Source organism: Woeseia oceani, assembly GCF_001677435.1.
Classification (GTDB): Bacteria; Pseudomonadota; Gammaproteobacteria; order Steroidobacterales; family Woeseiaceae; genus Woeseia; species Woeseia oceani.
This window is the reverse complement of record NZ_CP016268.1, coordinates 981,438-999,103: the sequence shown is the minus strand read 5'-3', so window position 1 is coordinate 999,103 and position 17,666 is coordinate 981,438. Positions and strand designations below refer to the sequence as shown.

Below are 17,666 nucleotides of genomic sequence, written 5' to 3'. Positions count from 1 at the left end.
TGAATGGCTATTTTCAGGCCATCGATCTAATCAGCCACCGAACTGAGTGGCTGTCGGACTGGATTCGACGACGACACCAACAGGTCGCTTACCCACGCCAGAATTGAACGGCTTTGATGCAACGCCTGCCCCCCCGCCTGCGCCAGTACCGTCGTCAACGGGGCTCACGGTTTACTGTTAATACTGGTGTCGTGCCGGTTGCGCCGCCCTTGCCGTCGTTACTCGCAACGAATTCCGGCCGCCGTCAGGGAAATCATGTAGATGTCGCCCGGTGGTCTCACTCCCGCAGGCTGAGGTCCAACCACACCAGGACGTTCCGACGTGAATAACAAGTACTCATCAGCGGGGTCGATAGCCGGCGCGAAATCGGCGAATGCCGAATTGACGCTACCGGACAGCGCTACAGGTTCCCGCCAGCCATTAGCGTATCTACAAGAATAGAACAGGTCCGGCCCGGTGCCCTCCTGCACCTGCACCAGCAACACGTAGTTACCGTCGGCACTGATTCGCGGGTTGCCAGCCGATTGGACGCTACCGAATTGCAATGGCAGCGGTTCCTGCCAGGTGCCCTCAACTTCCCGCGACGTGTAAACGCGGTTCACACCGTCACGCTGTGAATTGAACACCAGCACGCCATCGCGCGTGGCCGTTACGTATATATCTGTTGCGGTCGAATTGAGCGGCGGGCCGGGGTCTATCGGTTCAGACCAACCATCAACCGTCCGCTCCACGTACCAGGTACTGAACGATGCCTCAACAATTCCCTGCCGCGGGCGATTGGACGAGAAGTAGAGCCGCTTGCCATCCGCCGTGATGAACGGATCTACATCGCGGTGCTCACCGGAAAAAGACACGACAGTCGGTATTGACCAGCGCCCATCCAACTTCCGGCTGCTGTAGATCTTCAGTTCTGTGCGGTCCTCGTCGGTCCGGTTGAAATAGATTTCTTTGCCATCCGGAGCAAAGGTGACCGCAAACTCCGGAAGCTCCGACGAGACGATACCGGGCAAAAACAACTGTGGTGAGTTAGCGGCGGCTGCGCTGTGCTCCGCCGCCTGCGCAGCACTGTAGACGATGAAAAGAACAGGTACTGCCAAAGCAAGAACCGTACGAATGGGCAACATCATTGCCTACACCTTATTCTGATCGTGTGCCGGGCGCGGCCTGTTCCGGACGCACTTCCGCTCTGTGCGGTCGAGCCGCTGGCAGTTCTGACCACAAATAAGTCCGTACGTTCAACGAACTGCGGTCACCGCGCGATACGGATACTGCTGTTGAGCCAACTATCCCTCGCGAACCCACACTTTCACGGACGATGGAATGGTGCCGTTTTCCAGGAATGCGCGAAGCCGGCGTTGCACGGATACCGTCGTTTCCTGGCCCTTGGCGACCAGGAGCAAATCAGTGTCCGTACGCACATCCTGTGCAAGCACCATCGTATCCGCCAGTCTCAGAACATCGACCGATTTGACCGTGACATCCGCACCCAAGGAAAGACTGTTCTCGAAAGCAGCAAGAACGGCGGAGTCATACCATGCGGCCTGTTGGCGTAATTGCTCCAGACTGTCGCTCGCGTTGTGACCAGCCGCTTCCAGTGCGTCGAAATCCAGTACGACCTTGAGTAGCCGGGCACCCATTGGAATCTGCTCGCCTTTGCGTGCATCGGCAGGATAACCTGATCCGTCGAAGTTCTTCTCTTGATAGCGTATGGCATCGGCAATAGCTTCCATCCGCGGTATTGATGACAAAAGGTTCGCACCAAGACTGGCGTGCTCGGCAAATTCGGCCATCTCGGCATCATTGAGCCGATCACCGCTGACACGCCGCTTGACCAGCTCCTCTGAAATGCCGGTACAGCCGATTTGCGACAATAGCGCGGTACTTTCATGGCGCCATAGATCATCAAGTTTGAGCTGCATGGCGAGTCGCCTCATGTGACTCTTGAGGCGTGTCGCCCGACCAAAAACTTCCGGCTTATTGAGCGCAAGTACCTCGGTCAGGGCCTTGATACTGCCTCGCAGGGTTTCCTCCAACAGCTCCTTCTCAGCGATTATGAGTTGGTGTTGATGCAGCGCCGCTGCGACCGCACTGTTCATCTTCTCCGCGTTGCATGGCTTGTTGAGAAAGCAAAAGACATCGCCGACGTTCATCGCATCAACAGCAGTTTGTTGATCCGCATTGCCAGTCAACATCATACGCACCGTATCCGGCGCCACTTCTTTGGCCCTGGCGAGAAATTCTATCCCGTTCATTTCCGGCATCCGCATATCCGACACGATCACCGCATAGCCGCCTCCCGTCTTGATCTTGCGCAGCGCTTCATTGCCGCTCTCAGCCGTATCAATATCAAACTTGTTACGAAGACTTCGACGAATCGAATTCAGGACATTCGGTTCGTCGTCAACGAAAAGTATCTTGTCAGTCATGATTGGATTCCGAAAGGTTATCGTTATTTTTGTACAGCGCTGTCATTTGCGGCAAATTTTCGATCAGACCGTGTTTTCTGACAAACCCGTAGTCCAGCAAGTCCAGCTTGTCTTCACCGTTACCGTGAACAATTGCATGGGCAATGTGTACTGCCGCCAACGAGGTGACGTCAGTTGCGACACTGTTCGCCGGGTGCGCATAGAACGCAACACACTCCACGACTGGGTTTGGCAGGCCCCACAAACTGGCCAGGTATGCACCCACTTCGGTGTGCGTATGGCCGATGACATTGCGTTCAATGTATTCGTAGCCGGCCGCTTCGGTAGCGTGACGCCGTTCGATGGTGGCGTAACTCTCCGGTAGGTTTTCCAGAAAGACCAGCTTGCCGATGCTGGCCAACATTCCTCCCATGTACGCGTAGTCTTCGGCCAACGGTTCCTGACAGTAACGAGCCGCAATGCTGCGAGCCAGCGTAGCCACCCGCATGCTGTCGTTCCAGATCTTGTGCAGCATGGCGCCTTGAGCTTTCTCGCCGTCAAATTGCGAAAAAATTCCGGTGGAGAGAACCAGCGTCCTGATTACATCCAGGCCCAGATAGTTGGCCGCCTCGGAGGGGGATGATACTTGTCGCACAAGGCCGAAAAAGGCCGAATTCACCAGCTGCAGAATCTTCGCCGTCATAGCAGCGTCCGACTCTATGATCTCGCCGATCTTTTGCAGCGATGGATCGTCCGATTGAAGCTCCTGCATAACTTGCTGGTATTGCCTCGGCATGCTTGGCAACGTCGAAAGTCGGGAAACAAGAGTTTTCAAGGACGCGTCAGTCATCAGTTCACGCAGCAATGTTGCCCGTCGCACAGTCGCAGCAAGCACCGCCGCATCACAAGGCTTCGCAATGTACTGATGCGCATTCTGAACACAACGGTAGATAAGGTGGTTATCGGTTTCGCCGGATAGTGCTATGCGTATGCATTCGGGATACCGCTCGCGAACCTTCTGCAGGAAGTCGGCGCCATCCATACCCGGCATCTTCATGTCGCTCACTATGACATCGCAGCTGTTCTCAGCCAGGTAGGCGAGCGCGGCTTCCGCGCTGGTCAAAAACTCGGTATCCCACTCATTACGCAGCGGCCGCAGGCTGCGCCTCAGGCCATCCAGAATATTCGGTTCATCGTCTACAAACAGTACTCGCATCATGCGACTCGGCCCTCAATCTCAGCGACGTCGGCGCTGGTGCCAGTCAACGAAAGGCGAATAGTAAACGTTGTGCCGCGACCTACTTCGGAAGCAACCGTCAGCGTACCGCCGTGCATATCCACGATGGATCTGTATGCCATCGCGAGACCCTGGCCCGTGCCCTTGCCAACATCTTTAGTCGTAAAAAACGGGTCGAACACTCGATCAAGATGCTCTTTTTTGATACCACAGCCGGTGTCTGTGATGGTGATGGAAGCCATCTTTTCATCGCAACTGGTCGTAATCGTTATCGTCCCTTTCCCGGTATCTGCACCTTTGTTGCCCATCTCTATCGCATGGGCCGCGTTGACAATCAGGTTTAGCAGAACCTGGTTAATTTCGTGTGCATAGCAGCTAACCGGCGGCAAATTCTCGTCCAGTTCAGTTCTGACATCCGCTACATAGCGCCATTCATTGGATGCGACCAGCACGGTGTTTCGGATCGCGCTGTTCAGGTCGGTCGATTCGCGAAATTTCGACCCGGGATGGGAGAATTCCTTCATCGCACGGACGATCCCGGATATCCGTGATATGCCTTCCAATGATTGTTCGATGGCCAGCGGAATCTGCTCACGTAAATACTCGGCGTCCGCATCTTCCACGGCGCTGTCAATCCGCTGCAGATGTTCATTCTTGCTGTCTTTGCCACGCACTGCTTCGGCCAAGTCCGCATAGCGATCAAGCAGCGGCATCAAGTCGGCAAATGCGTCTTGTACAAATTTCGTGTTGTCACCCACGTATTGCGCAGGCGTGTTGATCTCGTGAGCAACACCGGCTGCCAGCTGGCCAATCGACTCCATTTTTTTCGCCTGCGCGAGCTGGCTTTCCAGATCAACCATTGACGTAATGTCGTTAACAATACCAACGAAAAGTGGTGGCTGACTTGCTGTGTGCAACTGCAAATGCGCACGCACCGGATACTCTGAACCATCTTTGCGGCGATGCATGAGATTGATCAACATATCTTTGCGCTTGCCCTCACGAAGAGGAAGCAAAAGATTTTCCAGCTCTTGCTTGCTAAGACCTGGGCTCACCTCCATTGGAGTCATGTTGGTAAGTTCGCTGTTGCTGTAACCGAGGTTTTCGAGCGCACCTCGATTGACGTGGGAAAAGCGAAAGTTGTCCGCATCGAACAGGTAAATTTCGTTGGTCGATTCGTCCAGAATCTGACTCAGATGCATCGCCCGTTGGACGGATTTTTCACGCTGAACACGCTCCGCTGTCAACCGGTCGTCAAACAAGATCACCAACAGGGTAACGGCAAGTATGACCAGCGCGGCGGTACCGATGACCAGGGCCTGCATAGTCTTGTCGCTACCACCAAGGTCTCCGGATGTTGCCACCCACGGTGTGTAACTGGCAGCAGCCATGCCGGTATAATGCATGCCACAGATACCGCCCCCCATGATTGTCGCGGCAAGCATTCTTAACGGCAGCGAAGGTCTTTTTGCTGTACTGATCAGTGTGAAAATGATCCATATCGCCGCAGTGGCGGCAACAATTGCGATCACAATCGAGGCGAGGACCATAGCCTGATCGTATTGAACGTCGGCCTCCATGATCATGGCCAGCATACCGAGATAGTGCATGGTGACGATGCCGGCACCGAGCAACAGTCCGCTCATCCCGATGTGTGCAAGCGAAATTCCTGATCGAGTTGCAATGTAGATTGCAAATGCACTGGCGCCGATCGCAATCAATAAAGACAAGCCGGTAAGAGCGATATCGTAGCTGTGCGGCAATGACATGGATAATGCCAACATGCCGACAAAGTGCATCGTCCAGATGCCGAAACCCATCGAAAAGGAGCCCGCTGTCAGCCACCGGCGAGAACCGATGCCATCCGCATGTGAAACCCGACGACTGAGTTCGAGTGCTGTGTACGAGGCCGCAATCGCCACGATGAACGACAACGCGACCAGCGGTAGGTTGTAGGTGGTGTGCATCAGTCTTCCTTGACAGAGGTGGATTGCGCCGTTTTGCGATCCAGGCTGGGCAGTAATGCACCCTATGCTTTGACGTGTATCGGCGGATGGCCTCCAATCTTTAGTTTCCCCAGGAACCAACAATCCAGAAGCGGGAATTTCTTGGCGAATTCGGCTGACTTACTCGATCAATTACCATATTTGGTCTTTTTTTATCCCTTTCGAACATAACAGGCGGGGATACGACCGGGATTCGTACGCGACGCATAGCCGTTTCAGCAGCCGAAAAAAACGCCCCCTCCGGCGCCTGGAACACGTTCAGTGTGATTCACATTGGCAAGACACAGGTCGACCGAACGGCCTGAGTGCCAGTCACATGACAGCCGCATCTACGCCGGGTGAGAGAGACGCGACAAACCTCTGAAGCGATATCGAACCCTGCCGGCAGGGTCACCGGCGGCACACAACTTCCGGTCGAAAATACGACGTCTTTACTATCGATCAACTGTTCCGTGGCGTATCGTTATCGTCATTCACTGGCCAATCGGCAGGTTTGTTGCGGATTCCGTGACAAGTAAAACAATGACCAAACGCCTGGACCTCGACAAGTTCCCCGATTCCGTATACGCGCGTGAATTGCGTGATCGCCGCAAACACCTGCGTATGGCTCCTGAGCTGGAAGCAGAGTATCTGGATGAACACTTGCGCCGTGTGCAACCGCGCGTACGGACCTGGACCGGCATTGCCGCCCTTCTGGGCACAGGCTTTACGATTGCGCAGGTTGTCACCCATGCCACACTGAACGCAATCGTGCTGGGCCACCTGTTGGTCATCTTGCCGACGAGTATCACGCTTGCGTGGCTCGCCTGGAGCAAGGGCCGCATGCGCACCTATCTGCGAATTGCCGAACCGTTGGCTGCACTGCTCGGCGCGGCCGTAGCCTTTGCCGTTGCCAATTCGGTGGCAAGCGGTAATGCCGAAGAACTGGCGTCACTGACATTATTGTTGATCGCGACTTTCTTTTTCATGGGCCTGCAATTCCGTGCCGCCGTCATTGCCGGCGCAAGCATTCTGCTTAGCTACGCAATAGCCGCATTGATGAGCGATGTCACCACGCCGTTACTGCTGAAGTCAGTCGGCCTTCTCGGCTTCGCATTCGCGCTCGGCGCGACCATCGGCTATGAAGTAGAACATTCGTATCGACGCCGCTTTCTCAGTCACGAATTGATGATCGAACTCGCCGATCGTGATGGCTTGACCGGGCTACGCAACCGGCGCGCATTCGATGAACATTTATCACGCGTGTGGCAACAGTCGATGCGCAGTCATGCCCGTCTTGCGGTTTTACTGATCGATATCGACTACTTCAAGCGTTACAACGATCACTACGGCCACCAGGCAGGCGACCAGGCACTGCAGCAAGTCTCGGCCGTCATTGCCGGGTTTGCTCGCCGGCCGCTGGATATCGCCGCGCGCTATGGCGGTGAAGAATTCGCGATAGTAGCGTTCGATCTGGCCGATGACGCTGTGACAGACATTGCCAAACGCTTGTGCGAGGCGGTTGAATCACTGCAAATCGAGCACGCTGGCTCTGCCTGCAGCCCGCACGTGACGATCAGCATTGGCGTCGGACTTGCACAACCGATGATCAACCGGTCACCGGCCGGTTTGTTGCAGCTCGCCGACGAGACTCTCTACGATGCCAAGACTGCCGGCCGCAATGGTTTCGTTGTACACGGTCAGGATTCTTACGAAATACTCGAGACCGGCGCGTTCAATGCGAGCGACTCCTGATACCAATCGTTGCGTGACCTCAATGCCGGTCGCCATTCTCAGCTGCACGAACCCGCAGCATTATTCTATGCCGCAGCGCACGTGTTTTGTGCATTGCCCGCACGGGCAATGCACCAATCGGAATCAGCGTGCCTGATGCGACTCGTCCGGCCGAGCCAGGTACACTTTGCGCTGGATCTCGTCAGAGATCATTGCGCACTCTCGGTGCCTTGCGGCATTTCCTGCGATAAACTTTGAGATATCAGAACGCAATCGGTCCTTCACTGCGAATCGACAGGATCGTGTCTTTAAACTTTACGACCGTGACCAAGCTGGACAAGTAACCTCATGAATCATGGAGCCGCGCAGAATACGCCGTTTGTTGCAAGCCCTTTCGCTCAGATACTTCTCGACGACGCTCTGCACTACCGCACCCTGGACCAGTAATGAAACCAGCATTGGCACGGGAACGCCGGAAGCAACGTTATGGCAAGGACCGGCGTTTGCCCACGGTTAACTTGTATACGTCATGCGACTGAGCGTGCCTTGCGCACGCCGCTGGCAGGTGGGCATTGTCCTGCTATGGCTAGTGGCGGGCTGTGATGCGCCCTCGCCCGACAACGTCAGCCAGCCCGTCGCGGAGTTTGCAGGCAGCGACCGATGCGCCTCCTGCCATGAGAACGAGTTTGCGGGCTGGCAGGGTTCAGACCACCAGCTCGCGATGCAACCAGCCAGTAATCAGTCGGTACTCGGTAATTTTGACGGCGCGAGTTTCGACTACTACACGACCCACGCGACTTTCGAGAAAGACGGTGAGCGATATTTAGTCGTTATCCAAGATGCGCAGGGCCAACGGCAAGAGTACGAGGTTACGTACACATTTGGCGTACGACCGCTGCAGCAATATCTCGTTGACCTCCCCGGTGGCCGAAAACAGGCACTGCCCTATCTGTGGGACACTCGGCCGGAGAATAAGGGCGGTCAACGTTGGTATCACTTGTACCCCGATGAACACATTACACCCGGAAATCCGCTGCACTGGACAGGCCCTTACTTCAACTGGAATCAGATGTGCGCAGAATGTCATTCAAGCAATGTGGATGTCGGCTACGACCTTGCAAGCGACACATTTTCGACAACGTATAGTGAAGTGTCGGTGGGTTGCGAAGCGTGCCACGGACCTGGCTCACTGCATATCGAGAAACACGAAAACAAAGCAGACGGCCCAGGCTCCGGCTTTCCGGTTGACTTGAAAACAACAGGGCTTGCCGCCTGGCTAATGAATCCGGAAACAGGAATCGCCGAACGACAAGGCGACACCCGCGCTCACCCGCAAACGGAAGCTTGCGGCCGCTGCCACGCACGACGCAGCGTAATCGCTGAAGACTATGAGTACGGCCAACCGTTGAATGACACGCATATGCCGGCATTGCTCGAAGCCGGCCTTTACCACGCCGATGGCCGAATCCGCGAAGAAGTCTATGTTTACGGCTCGTTTCTGCAAAGCAAAATGTACGCGAAAGGCGTCGCGTGCACCGACTGCCACAACCCGCATACTGCCGGGTTGCGAAACGACCTGCAGCCGGACGAGCTGTGCTCCCAATGCCACTTACCGGCCCGATTCGCCGCCGACAGCCACTACGGCGACTCAGGCTCAGGCTGCGTTGATTGTCACATGCCGGCGACGACTTACATGGGTGTTGATGACCGTCGCGATCACAGCTTTCGCATACCGGGAGCAGGCGACGCGGCTACCCATTACGGCCAGATCATAGCGACTGCTCGCAGCCAACCGGCCAACGCATTGTTGCTGGAAGGCCTGCGCAACACAGACTATCCAGCCATAGCCCGCGCGACTCTGCTCACACTGTTGCAGCCACCGCTCAGTTCCGAGGGACAGCGGTTGTTGGCAGACAGTCTCGATGATCCGGAGCCATTGGTGCGGATCGGCGCATTGCGTGCCCTGCGTAATCTGCCGGCCAATGACCTCTTGAGTTATGGCAGTCATCTGCTGCGTGACACCGTACGCGGCGTACGCATAGAAGCGGTTGCAACTTATCTGGAAGTACGTGACTTGCTACCTCGTGAAGATCTTGCCGTATTCGACGAAGTCGCCGATGAATACCGGGCAGCGATGTTAGCGTCAGCAAGCCTGACGGAATCGCTGACGAACCTCGCAGAATTCGAATCCCGGCTGGGCAATTCAGATCCGGCGGGACAGTATCTGCAGTACGCCATTCAGCGCGACCCGGGTTCTGCAGTTGCACAGCATGCCTATGGCTTGTTTCTCGTGCGCAGCGGGCAGGCTACTGCTGCTCTGGAATACTTTGAGAAGGCAGCGGTTGGAATGCCTGCCAATAGCCGCTACGTGTACGTCTATGGAATCGCCTTAAACTCGCTGGGGCTGGAGAAGGCGGCCCTTGAGCTAATGCAACAGGCCCATGAGGACTTTCCGGAACAAGCAGATATCGGCTGGGCATTGGCAACCATGTTACGTGACCGCGGCAAGGTTGAAGCTGCGCGTACCGTGGCGCAGAAGATGCACCACCATTCGCGACCCGGCCGGGATTTTGTGCTGCTCGAACAATCGCTGGGTAGGCTGCAAGGCAGTGACAGTTCAACCGAATAACTCTGACCGGCCATACAACCTCCGCGCGCCTGTGACCTCTCTGCCAACGCAGCAGCAGACGTAGACGAACAAACTGGAAGGCGTTGAATTTTAGTTGATGAACTCCGACCCGCGCCGTGAAACAGTTCGCCGAGTATTGTCCCGGGATACCGGGTCTGCAATAAATCGAATGCCAAGCGAATACCAGCGGCGGTGATACGCGTGGCGCTGCCAACCGACGTGAAGACCCGACGCTAAAGCGAAGCACGCTCCCGGCAATCTGTCGACTCGCTCAACTTACCTGCCCCGCTGCTACCCGAAACTCCTGCAACGCCTCATCAAACTTCGCCTCGTTCGCGGCTACAGCCACATAGCGGTCCGGTCGCACCAACAGAACCTTGCCGCTGTTCTCGCGACACCAATGCTGCCCGAACTCGTCTGCCGGGGAATACACTGCGCTGCTATCCGGACCAATAGGAATACTCCGCGTCGCGGGATCATATGGTCTGGCATTGATAACCGGACCACCCATGTCGCCATTTGCATCAATATTCACCACTGCAAAGCCCGTTCCCATCGCGTCGTCCAGATTAGTGTAACTGCCGTCGCCTAAAACCAACTCCAGGCGCGGAATGGGTCGTCCCGTCAAACCGCCCACACCTGGACCAGCAACCAGCCCTGCGCTGACATCGGGTTTCGGCATGTGTCGCATGCTACGAAAATAGCGCCGTACTGGCGGCGAAAAATTGAGCAGCGCAAACATTCCGTCGCGCAACAAACCCAGCGGTCGGGAAGTTATATTGCTTAGCCGCCCCATGCGCACGGAATAGCGGATGATCCGTGATACGTGGTCACGTCGTTCACGATCGTAGCTTTGCAATACACGTTCATTACCACAACCGGCTAGCACGGCAGAAATCTTCCAGGCCAGATTGTTGGCGTCCCTCGCGCCGGAGTTCATGCCTTGCGCGCCGAAGGGCGGCATGAGATGCGCTGAATCACCCAGAAGAAACACGCGGCCCACCTGCATGCGGTCCACCAGCCGCGAATGAAAGACGTAAACCGCTTTGCGCACCACCTCAACCTTTGAGAAGTCGCGGTACGGACGAAACAGCCGCGCAAGATTCTCGGGTTCCAGCATGGCCTGGGGGTCTTCATCCGGAAACAGGAAAAATTCGAAGCGACGCATGCCATAGGGCAACGGCACACAAGTGCAGGGTCGACTCGGATCGCAATAGAACTTGGTATACGGCAGGCTGCCATCCGGATCATCGGCCACATCCACCACGACGTGCGGTTGGTCGGCGGCAGAGTAGCCCTCGAACTTCAACCCGAGGCGTTCGCGAACCAGGCTGCTCGCGCCATCGGCAGCCAGCAGGTAGCGCGCACTGATTGTATGAACCACACCAGAGCTGCCTTTGACCTCGGCTACAACACCGTCGTCCGATTGACTGAAGCTGCTCAGTTCGTGTCGAAAGAGTAATCGGCCGGGCGACCGTCGACCGAAGTTCTGCGCCAGCGCCTCTTCCAGCTTGGGTTGCCAGATTGTGGTGCGATTGGCAAAGCCGTTGGGCGTCTGAAAACCGGCCACCTTCAGTATCGCGAACCCCAGTGGCGACAGGTAATGCACGCCGACGGGACCGAAACTGTGCTCACGCAATTCGGGTTCCACACCCAATGTAGCCAGCACCCGGGAAAATTCATCATCGAGGATGATCGCACGCGGTTCCTGCACCGGGCCCGCGTTGCGCTCCACGAGTACAACATCTCGGCCGTAAGCAGCCAGTAAATTTGCCGCCAGCAGCCCGGTGGGGCCCGCTCCAACGATCAAGACCTCAGTACTGGCAGGAAGTGTTGCCGCGCTGTTGTCGTTCACTTCACGGTTCATTCTTCCGGTCCCAGCTAAAGAGTTGCCCGCGTCGGTAAGACGCAAGCTTGGCGACGTCTTGATCGCCGTAGGCGCCGCAACTCGCTGCAGCGCTCACGGCGTCCAGAGTTCCGGAGGCGGCCGGTGCAGACAAACCCAGTTCAGCCACCGTGCGCATGACGGCTCGCATGTCTTTTTGCACGCCGTTGATATCGAAACCCACGGTATCCGACTGGCCCAGCAGCAGTTCCTTTTTGCTGAGCAATATCGGTAAGGCAGCCGGCGTTTCTGCCAGCACGTCGAGGACTGCACCCGGATCAAGGCCGCCGCCCTCCGCCATCGCCAGACCTTCAGCGATAGCCTCCCAGTAGACTGTCAACACAAGGTTCATGACCATTTTCATTTTCGCGCCGTTGCCCTGCTGTCCCATGTTGAAGACGCGTCTGGACAAGGGCGACAGGATTGGCTGCAGTTGATCAGTGTCATCAGCTGAGCCGCCAGTGAAGACCACGAGCTTGCCCGAGCGGGCGGGATCGACAGTTCCGCCAACCGGCGCGTCCACGTAGCGCGCGCCTCGCTCATTTGCCAGCGCTGCAAGTGCCAGCGTATCCGCTGGCGCATACGTTGCCATGTCACAAATCAGTTTGCCGACGCAACCCTCAGCCAACAATCCGCTCTCATCTTCCATGACCGAACGCGTAGCGTTGTAGTCACGTAACATGCTAATGGCGACATCGGTGTGCCGCCAGATGTCCGCGGGCTGTGCAACGACTCTCGCACCAGCGTCGCGCAGACTGTCAGTCGTCGCCGACGAACGGTTCCACACCGTCAGGTCGAAACCGGCTTCAAGCAAACGCGGCGCCATTGCCTGCCCCATGCGACCAAGACCCAAAAAGCCTACTGTCGGCATCTGTTCTTTCTCCTTAATGTATTAGGTCAGTGACAAGCGATCGCAGACACTGCTCGCAAGTGACAAAGACGCGGTCAACCCAGGGCTTTCGATCCCGTGCAAAAAAGCGAGACCGGCTGTAGCCAGTTCGTCCGGGCCCTGAATCAGAAAATCGGCTTCGGCACCTGCGAGCTGAACTTTCGGTCGTATGCCGGCATAGGCTGGCAGCAATCGGTCTGCCGGCAAGTCAGGCCAGTAACGGCGAATCGACGATTCGAATACAGCCTGCCGACGCTCGTCCACGCGATAGTCGATGTCGACCACGTCCTCAGTATCCGGACCGAATCGTGTGCTACCGCTGAGGTCCAGCGTTGCGTGAATTCCAAGCCCTTTCTCCACGGGGACGGGATACACGAGATGCCGGAACGGGCTTTTCCCCGACAGGGCAAAGTAATTGCCTTTCACCATCCGGACCTGCGGCGCCAAAGGGCGCAGCCAGTCGTTGCCCTGCATGAGGTGCGTCGAGTGCAGTCCGGCCGATACCACCACGTTGTCAGCCGTTAGCTGCCACTCGTCGCCGTCGTTGTTACCACTTAATGTATGCGGCGCACCGGGAACGAGTTGATCAACCCGGCTGCGCAGAACCAGATCGGCGCCCGCTGCCTCAGCATCGGCCTGCATCGCCAGCATCAGGGAGTGGCTGTCAATAATACCGGTGGACGGCGACAACAAAGCTGAGACTGCGTGCACATTGGGTTCCAGCCTATTGACTTCCCGCGCGTTCAGGTAGCGCAGCGCATCGTCGCCAGTGAGCCCGTTCTTGATGGAACGATCAAGCAGCCCCCGCAGAACACTGTCTTCGCCCTCGCTGTTCGCCACAATCAGCTTGCCACAGCGGCTGAACGGAATATTGCGTTCTTCGGCGTAGCGATAAAGTCGCTTGCGCCCTGCAAGACAGTGCAAGGCCTTCAGACTGCCGGCGGCATAGTAGATACCGCCGTGTATTACCTCACTGTTGCGCGACGACGTTTCGCTGCCGATATTGGTCCCAGCTTCGAGAACGATGGTCTCGATACCGCGCATTGCAGCCTCCCTGGCCACCGCCAGCCCGATAACCCCGGCGCCAACGACCACAAGGCGAACATCAGCCACGTTGCTTGCTAACTGGTACTGAACAACAGCAAGGCACGCAAACCATCACGCCTCGTCGGCAACCGAGTTGACCAGCGTGCCCACCTCGGAAACTTCCACTTCGACGGTATCGCCGGGTTTCAGAAAAATCGGTGGTTCGCGCAAGAAGCCCACGCCACCACAGGTACCGGTGACAATGACGTCCCCAGGGAACAACGGTGTGAAATCGGAAATGTAGGAAATCAGCTTTTGCATGGAGTGGATTAACAATGAGGTGTTGCTACGCTGGAGTTCCTTGCCGTTAATTCGAGTCATCAGATCCAGATTGAACGGGTCTTTAATTTCGTCCGACGTCACCAGCCATGGCCCGAATGCTCCGGTCGACGCAAAGTTCTTACCCGCCGTAAACTGACTGGTGTGTCGCTGCCAGTCCCGTACACTGGCGTCGTTGTAGCAAGAATAGCCGGCAACGTGCAACATCGCATCGTCCTGCAAGATATGTCGTCCTGGCTTGCCAATAACGAGTGCAAGTTCACCTTCGTAATCGAGTCGTTCCGACACCCGCGGGCGGATAATGGCCTGACGATGACCCGTCTGCGAATCGGCGAGCCGAATGAACAGCACGGGATTCTCGGTATGGTCCCGATTGGCTTCTTTCATGTGATCGGCGTAGTTGACAGCTGCCAGCAGTATTTTCGACGGCCGCGGAATTACCGGCAGAAATGTTATGTCGTCGAGTGAAACATCGGGACTCGCCGATGCGACTATGTCGCGGGCACGATCCAGTTGCGTTTCCAGTATCGATGCCAGGCCCGGGTACTCGCTGCCCATTTGTCGGGAAAGATTCACGATCCCACCTTCTATTACTGCTCCGTAGGCCGCCGAACCGTTCGACTCATAGGAAACCAGTCTCATTGCATACTCCTCATATTCAGTTTCGCGGGATAGGTCTTGCTGTCAGCGCAGACCGTCCTCGCCTTTAATATCAGCGACAGCAAGTCCGCCTAATCTGTCGTGAATTCGTCCGCCCGTTGCCATCACAAGGCCGTAGACAATTTCGTCCCGGCGCGGAGCGTCGTAGATGCCGATTTCCGCACTGGCGAAGTGGCCCCGGACATACGCGGCATTGATGTGGGACAAAGGCACCATGAGTCGTGTGCCTATGGCACCAACGACTTTGTTGGACGGAACAATTGCCAGCGTGCCACCGAGTGCTTCTCGCATTCCCCAGCCACCGGGCTCGTGCCACATGGCGCCGTGCTCGATCTCGCCGTCGCCACCTACAATTGCACCTTTTCCATAGGACTGAATCTCTCCACTGTCACCGAGTGCCGCAATCAATCGCTCGGCCAGTTCCCGACCCAGCGGTTTGAGTGCTTGCATAAAACCCACGAGGTCGGCTTCGTAGCCGCCGGCGAACGGGTTCTTCACAACCGCAGCGATGGACCCGAGCCGTAAAGGTCGTGCAACTGCTGGCCCGCCTTCATGATGAATTTCTTCAACCGTCAGGATCGTTTTGCGAATCTCCGGCATCAGGATGCCTCCTCCAGTTTTTTCGCCAGCTCCCGCTGCCAGTCTTCACGCAGCATAAAGGCCGAGTCTTGACGGCAAGCTTGTTCCGTCTGCTCGAGGATCTCCTCGTCAGTCAAATTGAGGTCCAGTGGATCGTAATGCGGTTGAGGAACATAAAACGGACTGTCGAGATACACCTCGATCGTATTTCCTTCCGGATCGTGCGCATAAACTGACCACGCATTGCCGTGATTGACGCCGCGAATGTCCGTCGCGCCATACTCAAGCAATCGCAGCCGGATAGCCCGTAGTTGATCCAGGTCTGTCACCGTGAAGGAGAGCTGGTTGACGGTGGAAAATGCAGCCTCGGCAGGCCGGCCGGACGCCAGTACGAGTTGATGGTGCATCGACGAATCGCCGGTCAGGAACACCAGTTTCACGGGCATCACCGTTCCGTAGCCTTCGTCACTCACCACGAACCCGAACACGCCAAGGTAAAACTCCAGCATGGGCGCCATGTTCTGCACAAAGATGCCCACATGGCTCAATCTTGGCCGGCTTGCAAAGGTCATTTCTTAATCCCGGAACATGTCCCAGGCTGTCTTGCCTTCAGGCAATTTATCCCTGCTGGTAAGCTCCTCTGCACTGACGCCGTTCTTGCGTTGCTCTATCCAGTCATCGGGATCGAATATGATGCCCATGAAATTTTCGTCAAAGGCGCCGGATGTGAAAAACTCCAGTAGCTCTTCACCCTTCAGGTTGTCACACAAAATCTCCACTCGATTCTGATCCGGATCTTTGTAGTACAAGGAAGTCGTCGGACCGTGCAGGATCGGCCAATAGGGCTCGATGCCCTCTTTCTTAAGCCTGACGTAAGTCGCCAGCAGCTCATCCAGATCGTTGTAAGTGAATGCAAAATGATTGACGCCTGTGCTATTGGCCGGCGGCCGCACAAGGCCCGGTATCGCGGCAATAGCAACCCGGTGATGCTCTTCGTCGAAGCCGATGAAGGCCACATCGTCATTCGCGTAAGCGATTTCGCCCTCAAAATAGGTGAGGTACCACTCCACCATCGCTTCGTAGTTCTCCGGGTTCGTGCCAATTACGACATGAGACATTCTGATCGGAGCCAGCTTGCCTCGCTCTCTGGCGGGCACAGCCAGTTTTGCATTAAACTTTTCCATATCCTGTCACCTCAACAATTACGGCTTTCCGTCTTCCCGGATGTCTATAGCGATCTTGCCCTGAGCCTGTTTCGACTCGCAGTATTCGTGAGCAGCGACCATATGTTCCAATCGATAGACTTTGTCTATCAATGGGAGAATCTTGCCCTGCTCCAATAACTGGCTGATTTCAGTCAACGCAGCACCGCTTGGGTTGCAGAACGACCAGTAATATCGTCGACCCAGCTTTTCCTGTGCAGCCGATCTTTCTTCAAAGATGACACGTGCGCGTTCAATACCTTCGTCCAGACCGTGGCGATCTGTCAGCGCCATCTTTGGCGAACAGACAGTGACATACGCAGCACCGCTGTCTCGTTTGAGCATTGACATCAATTTCTCGTCGAAATGTTCGCCCGCGGGATCGGTAGCGCCTCGCAAGTCGGCCGATTCAAAGTCACTGCTTCGGCCGACGGTATCGAAGGCGCAATCAAAAGCCGTCAGCTGTGCCGAGAAATCGGCCTTCGTATAGTCGATAACTTCATCGGCGCCGAGCGCGCGTACAAAATCGAAATTTCGTTCGCTGCAGAGCCCGACTACGTAGGCACCCCACGCTTTCATCAACTGCACCGCGAAACTGCCTACACCGCCGGCCGCCCGCGGTATCACAACTTTCTTGCCAGCCGCGTTTTCAGCACTGAAACCGGCGTTGTCCACGAGTGCTGTCCACGCCGTCAGCGCTACGAATGGCAAACTCGCGGCTTCCAGATAACTGAGGTTGCGCGGTTTTTTAGCGATGTACGACGCGTCGACGGCGACGTATTCTGCGTGACAGCCGATGTGGGGCGCCGCGTATACCTCGTCGCCACACTTGAAGCCAGCGACATTTTTTCCGACCTGCACAATCACTCCCGCCGCATCACGGCCGAGCACCAAAGGTAGTTCCCCCCACATTGTTTTGAAAATGTTTTGCCCGTAGCCGGCTCTGGCTGCGCAATCCACCGGATTGAGTGCGGATGCATGCACTTCGATCAGAACTTCGTTATCAGCAATTGTTGGGGTTGGAATATCCGTCTTGTACAAGAGTACATCGGCCGCGGCGCCGTACTTTTCTATGACTATTGCGCGCATTGAACGA

The 17,666-nt window shown here is 56.2% G+C and carries 14 protein-coding genes; 2 read left to right on the top strand and 12 right to left on the bottom strand.

All coding sequences use genetic code 11. From position 1 onward, the window contains the following. Positions 1–218 precede the first annotated feature (218 nt). From BA177_RS04260 to BA177_RS04245, 4 genes are all read right to left on the bottom strand, one after another. Positions 219–1,127 carry a TolB family protein gene (locus BA177_RS04260; protein WP_068613324.1) on the bottom strand — a complete coding sequence of 303 codons (909 nt, stop codon included), beginning with the start codon at positions 1,125–1,127 and terminating at the stop codon, positions 219–221. A gap of 156 nt (positions 1,128–1,283) precedes the next feature. Next, the gene (locus BA177_RS04255) at positions 1,284–2,426 is read right to left on the bottom strand and encodes an HD domain-containing phosphohydrolase (RefSeq protein WP_068613322.1); all 1,143 of its coding nucleotides are present in this window, start codon (positions 2,424–2,426) and stop codon (positions 1,284–1,286) included. Beyond that, positions 2,419–3,624 carry a response regulator gene (locus tag BA177_RS04250; RefSeq protein WP_068613320.1) on the bottom strand — a complete coding sequence of 402 codons (1,206 nt, stop codon included), beginning with the start codon at positions 3,622–3,624 and terminating at the stop codon, positions 2,419–2,421. Before BA177_RS04250 ends, BA177_RS04255 begins: the two co-directional genes overlap by 8 nt. Beyond that, positions 3,621–5,609 (bottom strand): MHYT domain-containing protein, encoded by a 1,989-nt coding sequence (locus tag BA177_RS04245; RefSeq protein WP_068613315.1) that lies wholly within the window; start codon positions 5,607–5,609, stop codon positions 3,621–3,623. Before BA177_RS04245 ends, BA177_RS04250 begins: the two co-directional genes overlap by 4 nt. 561 nt (positions 5,610–6,170) lie before the next feature. On the opposite strand from BA177_RS04245, the gene BA177_RS04240 reads away from it, so the two are divergent. After that, on the top strand, positions 6,171–7,382 hold the full coding sequence (locus BA177_RS04240; RefSeq protein WP_068613312.1) for a GGDEF domain-containing protein: 1,212 nt from the start codon (positions 6,171–6,173) through the stop codon (positions 7,380–7,382). 508 nt (positions 7,383–7,890) lie between these two features. After that, a complete protein-coding gene (locus BA177_RS04235; protein ID WP_068613309.1) occupies positions 7,891–9,990 on the top strand; it encodes a cytochrome c3 family protein in 2,100 nt (699 codons plus the stop codon). 271 nt (positions 9,991–10,261) lie between these two features. Here the strand turns inward: BA177_RS04235 and BA177_RS04230 are convergent, their stop codons facing one another. The 8 genes from BA177_RS04230 to BA177_RS04195 are packed head-to-tail and all read right to left on the bottom strand — an operon-like array spanning position 10,262 to position 17,659. Continuing rightward, complete coding sequence (locus tag BA177_RS04230) at positions 10,262–11,857, bottom strand: FAD-dependent monooxygenase (RefSeq protein ID WP_068613306.1); 1,596 nt, start codon at positions 11,855–11,857, stop codon at positions 10,262–10,264. Continuing rightward, a complete protein-coding gene (locus BA177_RS04225; protein WP_082989858.1) occupies positions 11,847–12,746 on the bottom strand; it encodes an NAD(P)-dependent oxidoreductase in 900 nt (299 codons plus the stop codon). The genes BA177_RS04230 and BA177_RS04225 overlap by 11 nt, the downstream gene beginning before the upstream one ends. Positions 12,747–12,767: 21 nt before the next feature. Continuing rightward, positions 12,768–13,877, bottom strand: coding sequence for an NAD(P)/FAD-dependent oxidoreductase (locus tag BA177_RS04220; protein ID WP_068613300.1), 1,110 nt, complete (start codon positions 13,875–13,877; stop codon positions 12,768–12,770). 45 nt (positions 13,878–13,922) lie between these two features. Beyond that, the gene (locus BA177_RS04215) at positions 13,923–14,771 is read right to left on the bottom strand and encodes a fumarylacetoacetate hydrolase family protein (protein ID WP_068613297.1); all 849 of its coding nucleotides are present in this window, start codon (positions 14,769–14,771) and stop codon (positions 13,923–13,925) included. A 42-nt stretch (positions 14,772–14,813) separates the two neighbouring features. After that, complete coding sequence (locus BA177_RS04210; RefSeq protein ID WP_068613291.1) at positions 14,814–15,389, bottom strand: amino acid synthesis family protein; 576 nt, start codon at positions 15,387–15,389, stop codon at positions 14,814–14,816. Continuing rightward, positions 15,389–15,940, bottom strand: a complete 552-nt coding sequence (locus BA177_RS04205; RefSeq protein WP_068613288.1) for a VOC family protein — start codon at positions 15,938–15,940, stop codon at positions 15,389–15,391. The genes BA177_RS04210 and BA177_RS04205 overlap by 1 nt, the downstream gene beginning before the upstream one ends. A gap of 3 nt (positions 15,941–15,943) precedes the next feature. Further along, the gene (locus tag BA177_RS04200) at positions 15,944–16,552 is read right to left on the bottom strand and encodes a VOC family protein (RefSeq protein ID WP_068613285.1); all 609 of its coding nucleotides are present in this window, start codon (positions 16,550–16,552) and stop codon (positions 15,944–15,946) included. A gap of 18 nt (positions 16,553–16,570) precedes the next feature. Continuing rightward, positions 16,571–17,659, bottom strand: coding sequence for a zinc-binding dehydrogenase (locus BA177_RS04195; protein WP_068613282.1), 1,089 nt, complete (start codon positions 17,657–17,659; stop codon positions 16,571–16,573). Positions 17,660–17,666: the final 7 nt, after the last annotated feature.

Excerpts from the sequence above, each read along its gene's own strand:
- BA177_RS04260 (WP_068613324.1), bottom strand. The coding sequence starts at position 1,127 with ATGATGTTGCCCATTCGTACGGTTCTTGCTTTGGCAGTACCTGTTCTT.
- BA177_RS04255 (WP_068613322.1), bottom strand. The coding sequence starts at position 2,426 with ATGACTGACAAGATACTTTTCGTTGACGACGAACCGAATGTCCTGAAT.
- BA177_RS04250 (WP_068613320.1), bottom strand. The coding sequence starts at position 3,624 with ATGATGCGAGTACTGTTTGTAGACGATGAACCGAATATTCTGGATGGC.
- BA177_RS04245 (WP_068613315.1), bottom strand. The coding sequence starts at position 5,609 with ATGCACACCACCTACAACCTACCGCTGGTCGCGTTGTCGTTCATCGTG.
- BA177_RS04240 (WP_068613312.1), top strand. The coding sequence starts at position 6,171 with ATGACCAAACGCCTGGACCTCGACAAGTTCCCCGATTCCGTATACGCG.
- BA177_RS04235 (WP_068613309.1), top strand. The coding sequence starts at position 7,891 with ATGCGACTGAGCGTGCCTTGCGCACGCCGCTGGCAGGTGGGCATTGTC.
- BA177_RS04230 (WP_068613306.1), bottom strand. The coding sequence starts at position 11,857 with ATGAACCGTGAAGTGAACGACAACAGCGCGGCAACACTTCCTGCCAGT.
- BA177_RS04225 (WP_082989858.1), bottom strand. The coding sequence starts at position 12,746 with ATGCCGACAGTAGGCTTTTTGGGTCTTGGTCGCATGGGGCAGGCAATG.
- BA177_RS04215 (WP_068613297.1), bottom strand. The coding sequence starts at position 14,771 with ATGAGACTGGTTTCCTATGAGTCGAACGGTTCGGCGGCCTACGGAGCA.
- BA177_RS04210 (WP_068613291.1), bottom strand. The coding sequence starts at position 15,389 with ATGCCGGAGATTCGCAAAACGATCCTGACGGTTGAAGAAATTCATCAT.
- BA177_RS04205 (WP_068613288.1), bottom strand. The coding sequence starts at position 15,940 with ATGACCTTTGCAAGCCGGCCAAGATTGAGCCATGTGGGCATCTTTGTG.
- BA177_RS04200 (WP_068613285.1), bottom strand. The coding sequence starts at position 16,552 with ATGGAAAAGTTTAATGCAAAACTGGCTGTGCCCGCCAGAGAGCGAGGC.
- BA177_RS04195 (WP_068613282.1), bottom strand. The coding sequence starts at position 17,659 with ATGCGCGCAATAGTCATAGAAAAGTACGGCGCCGCGGCCGATGTACTC.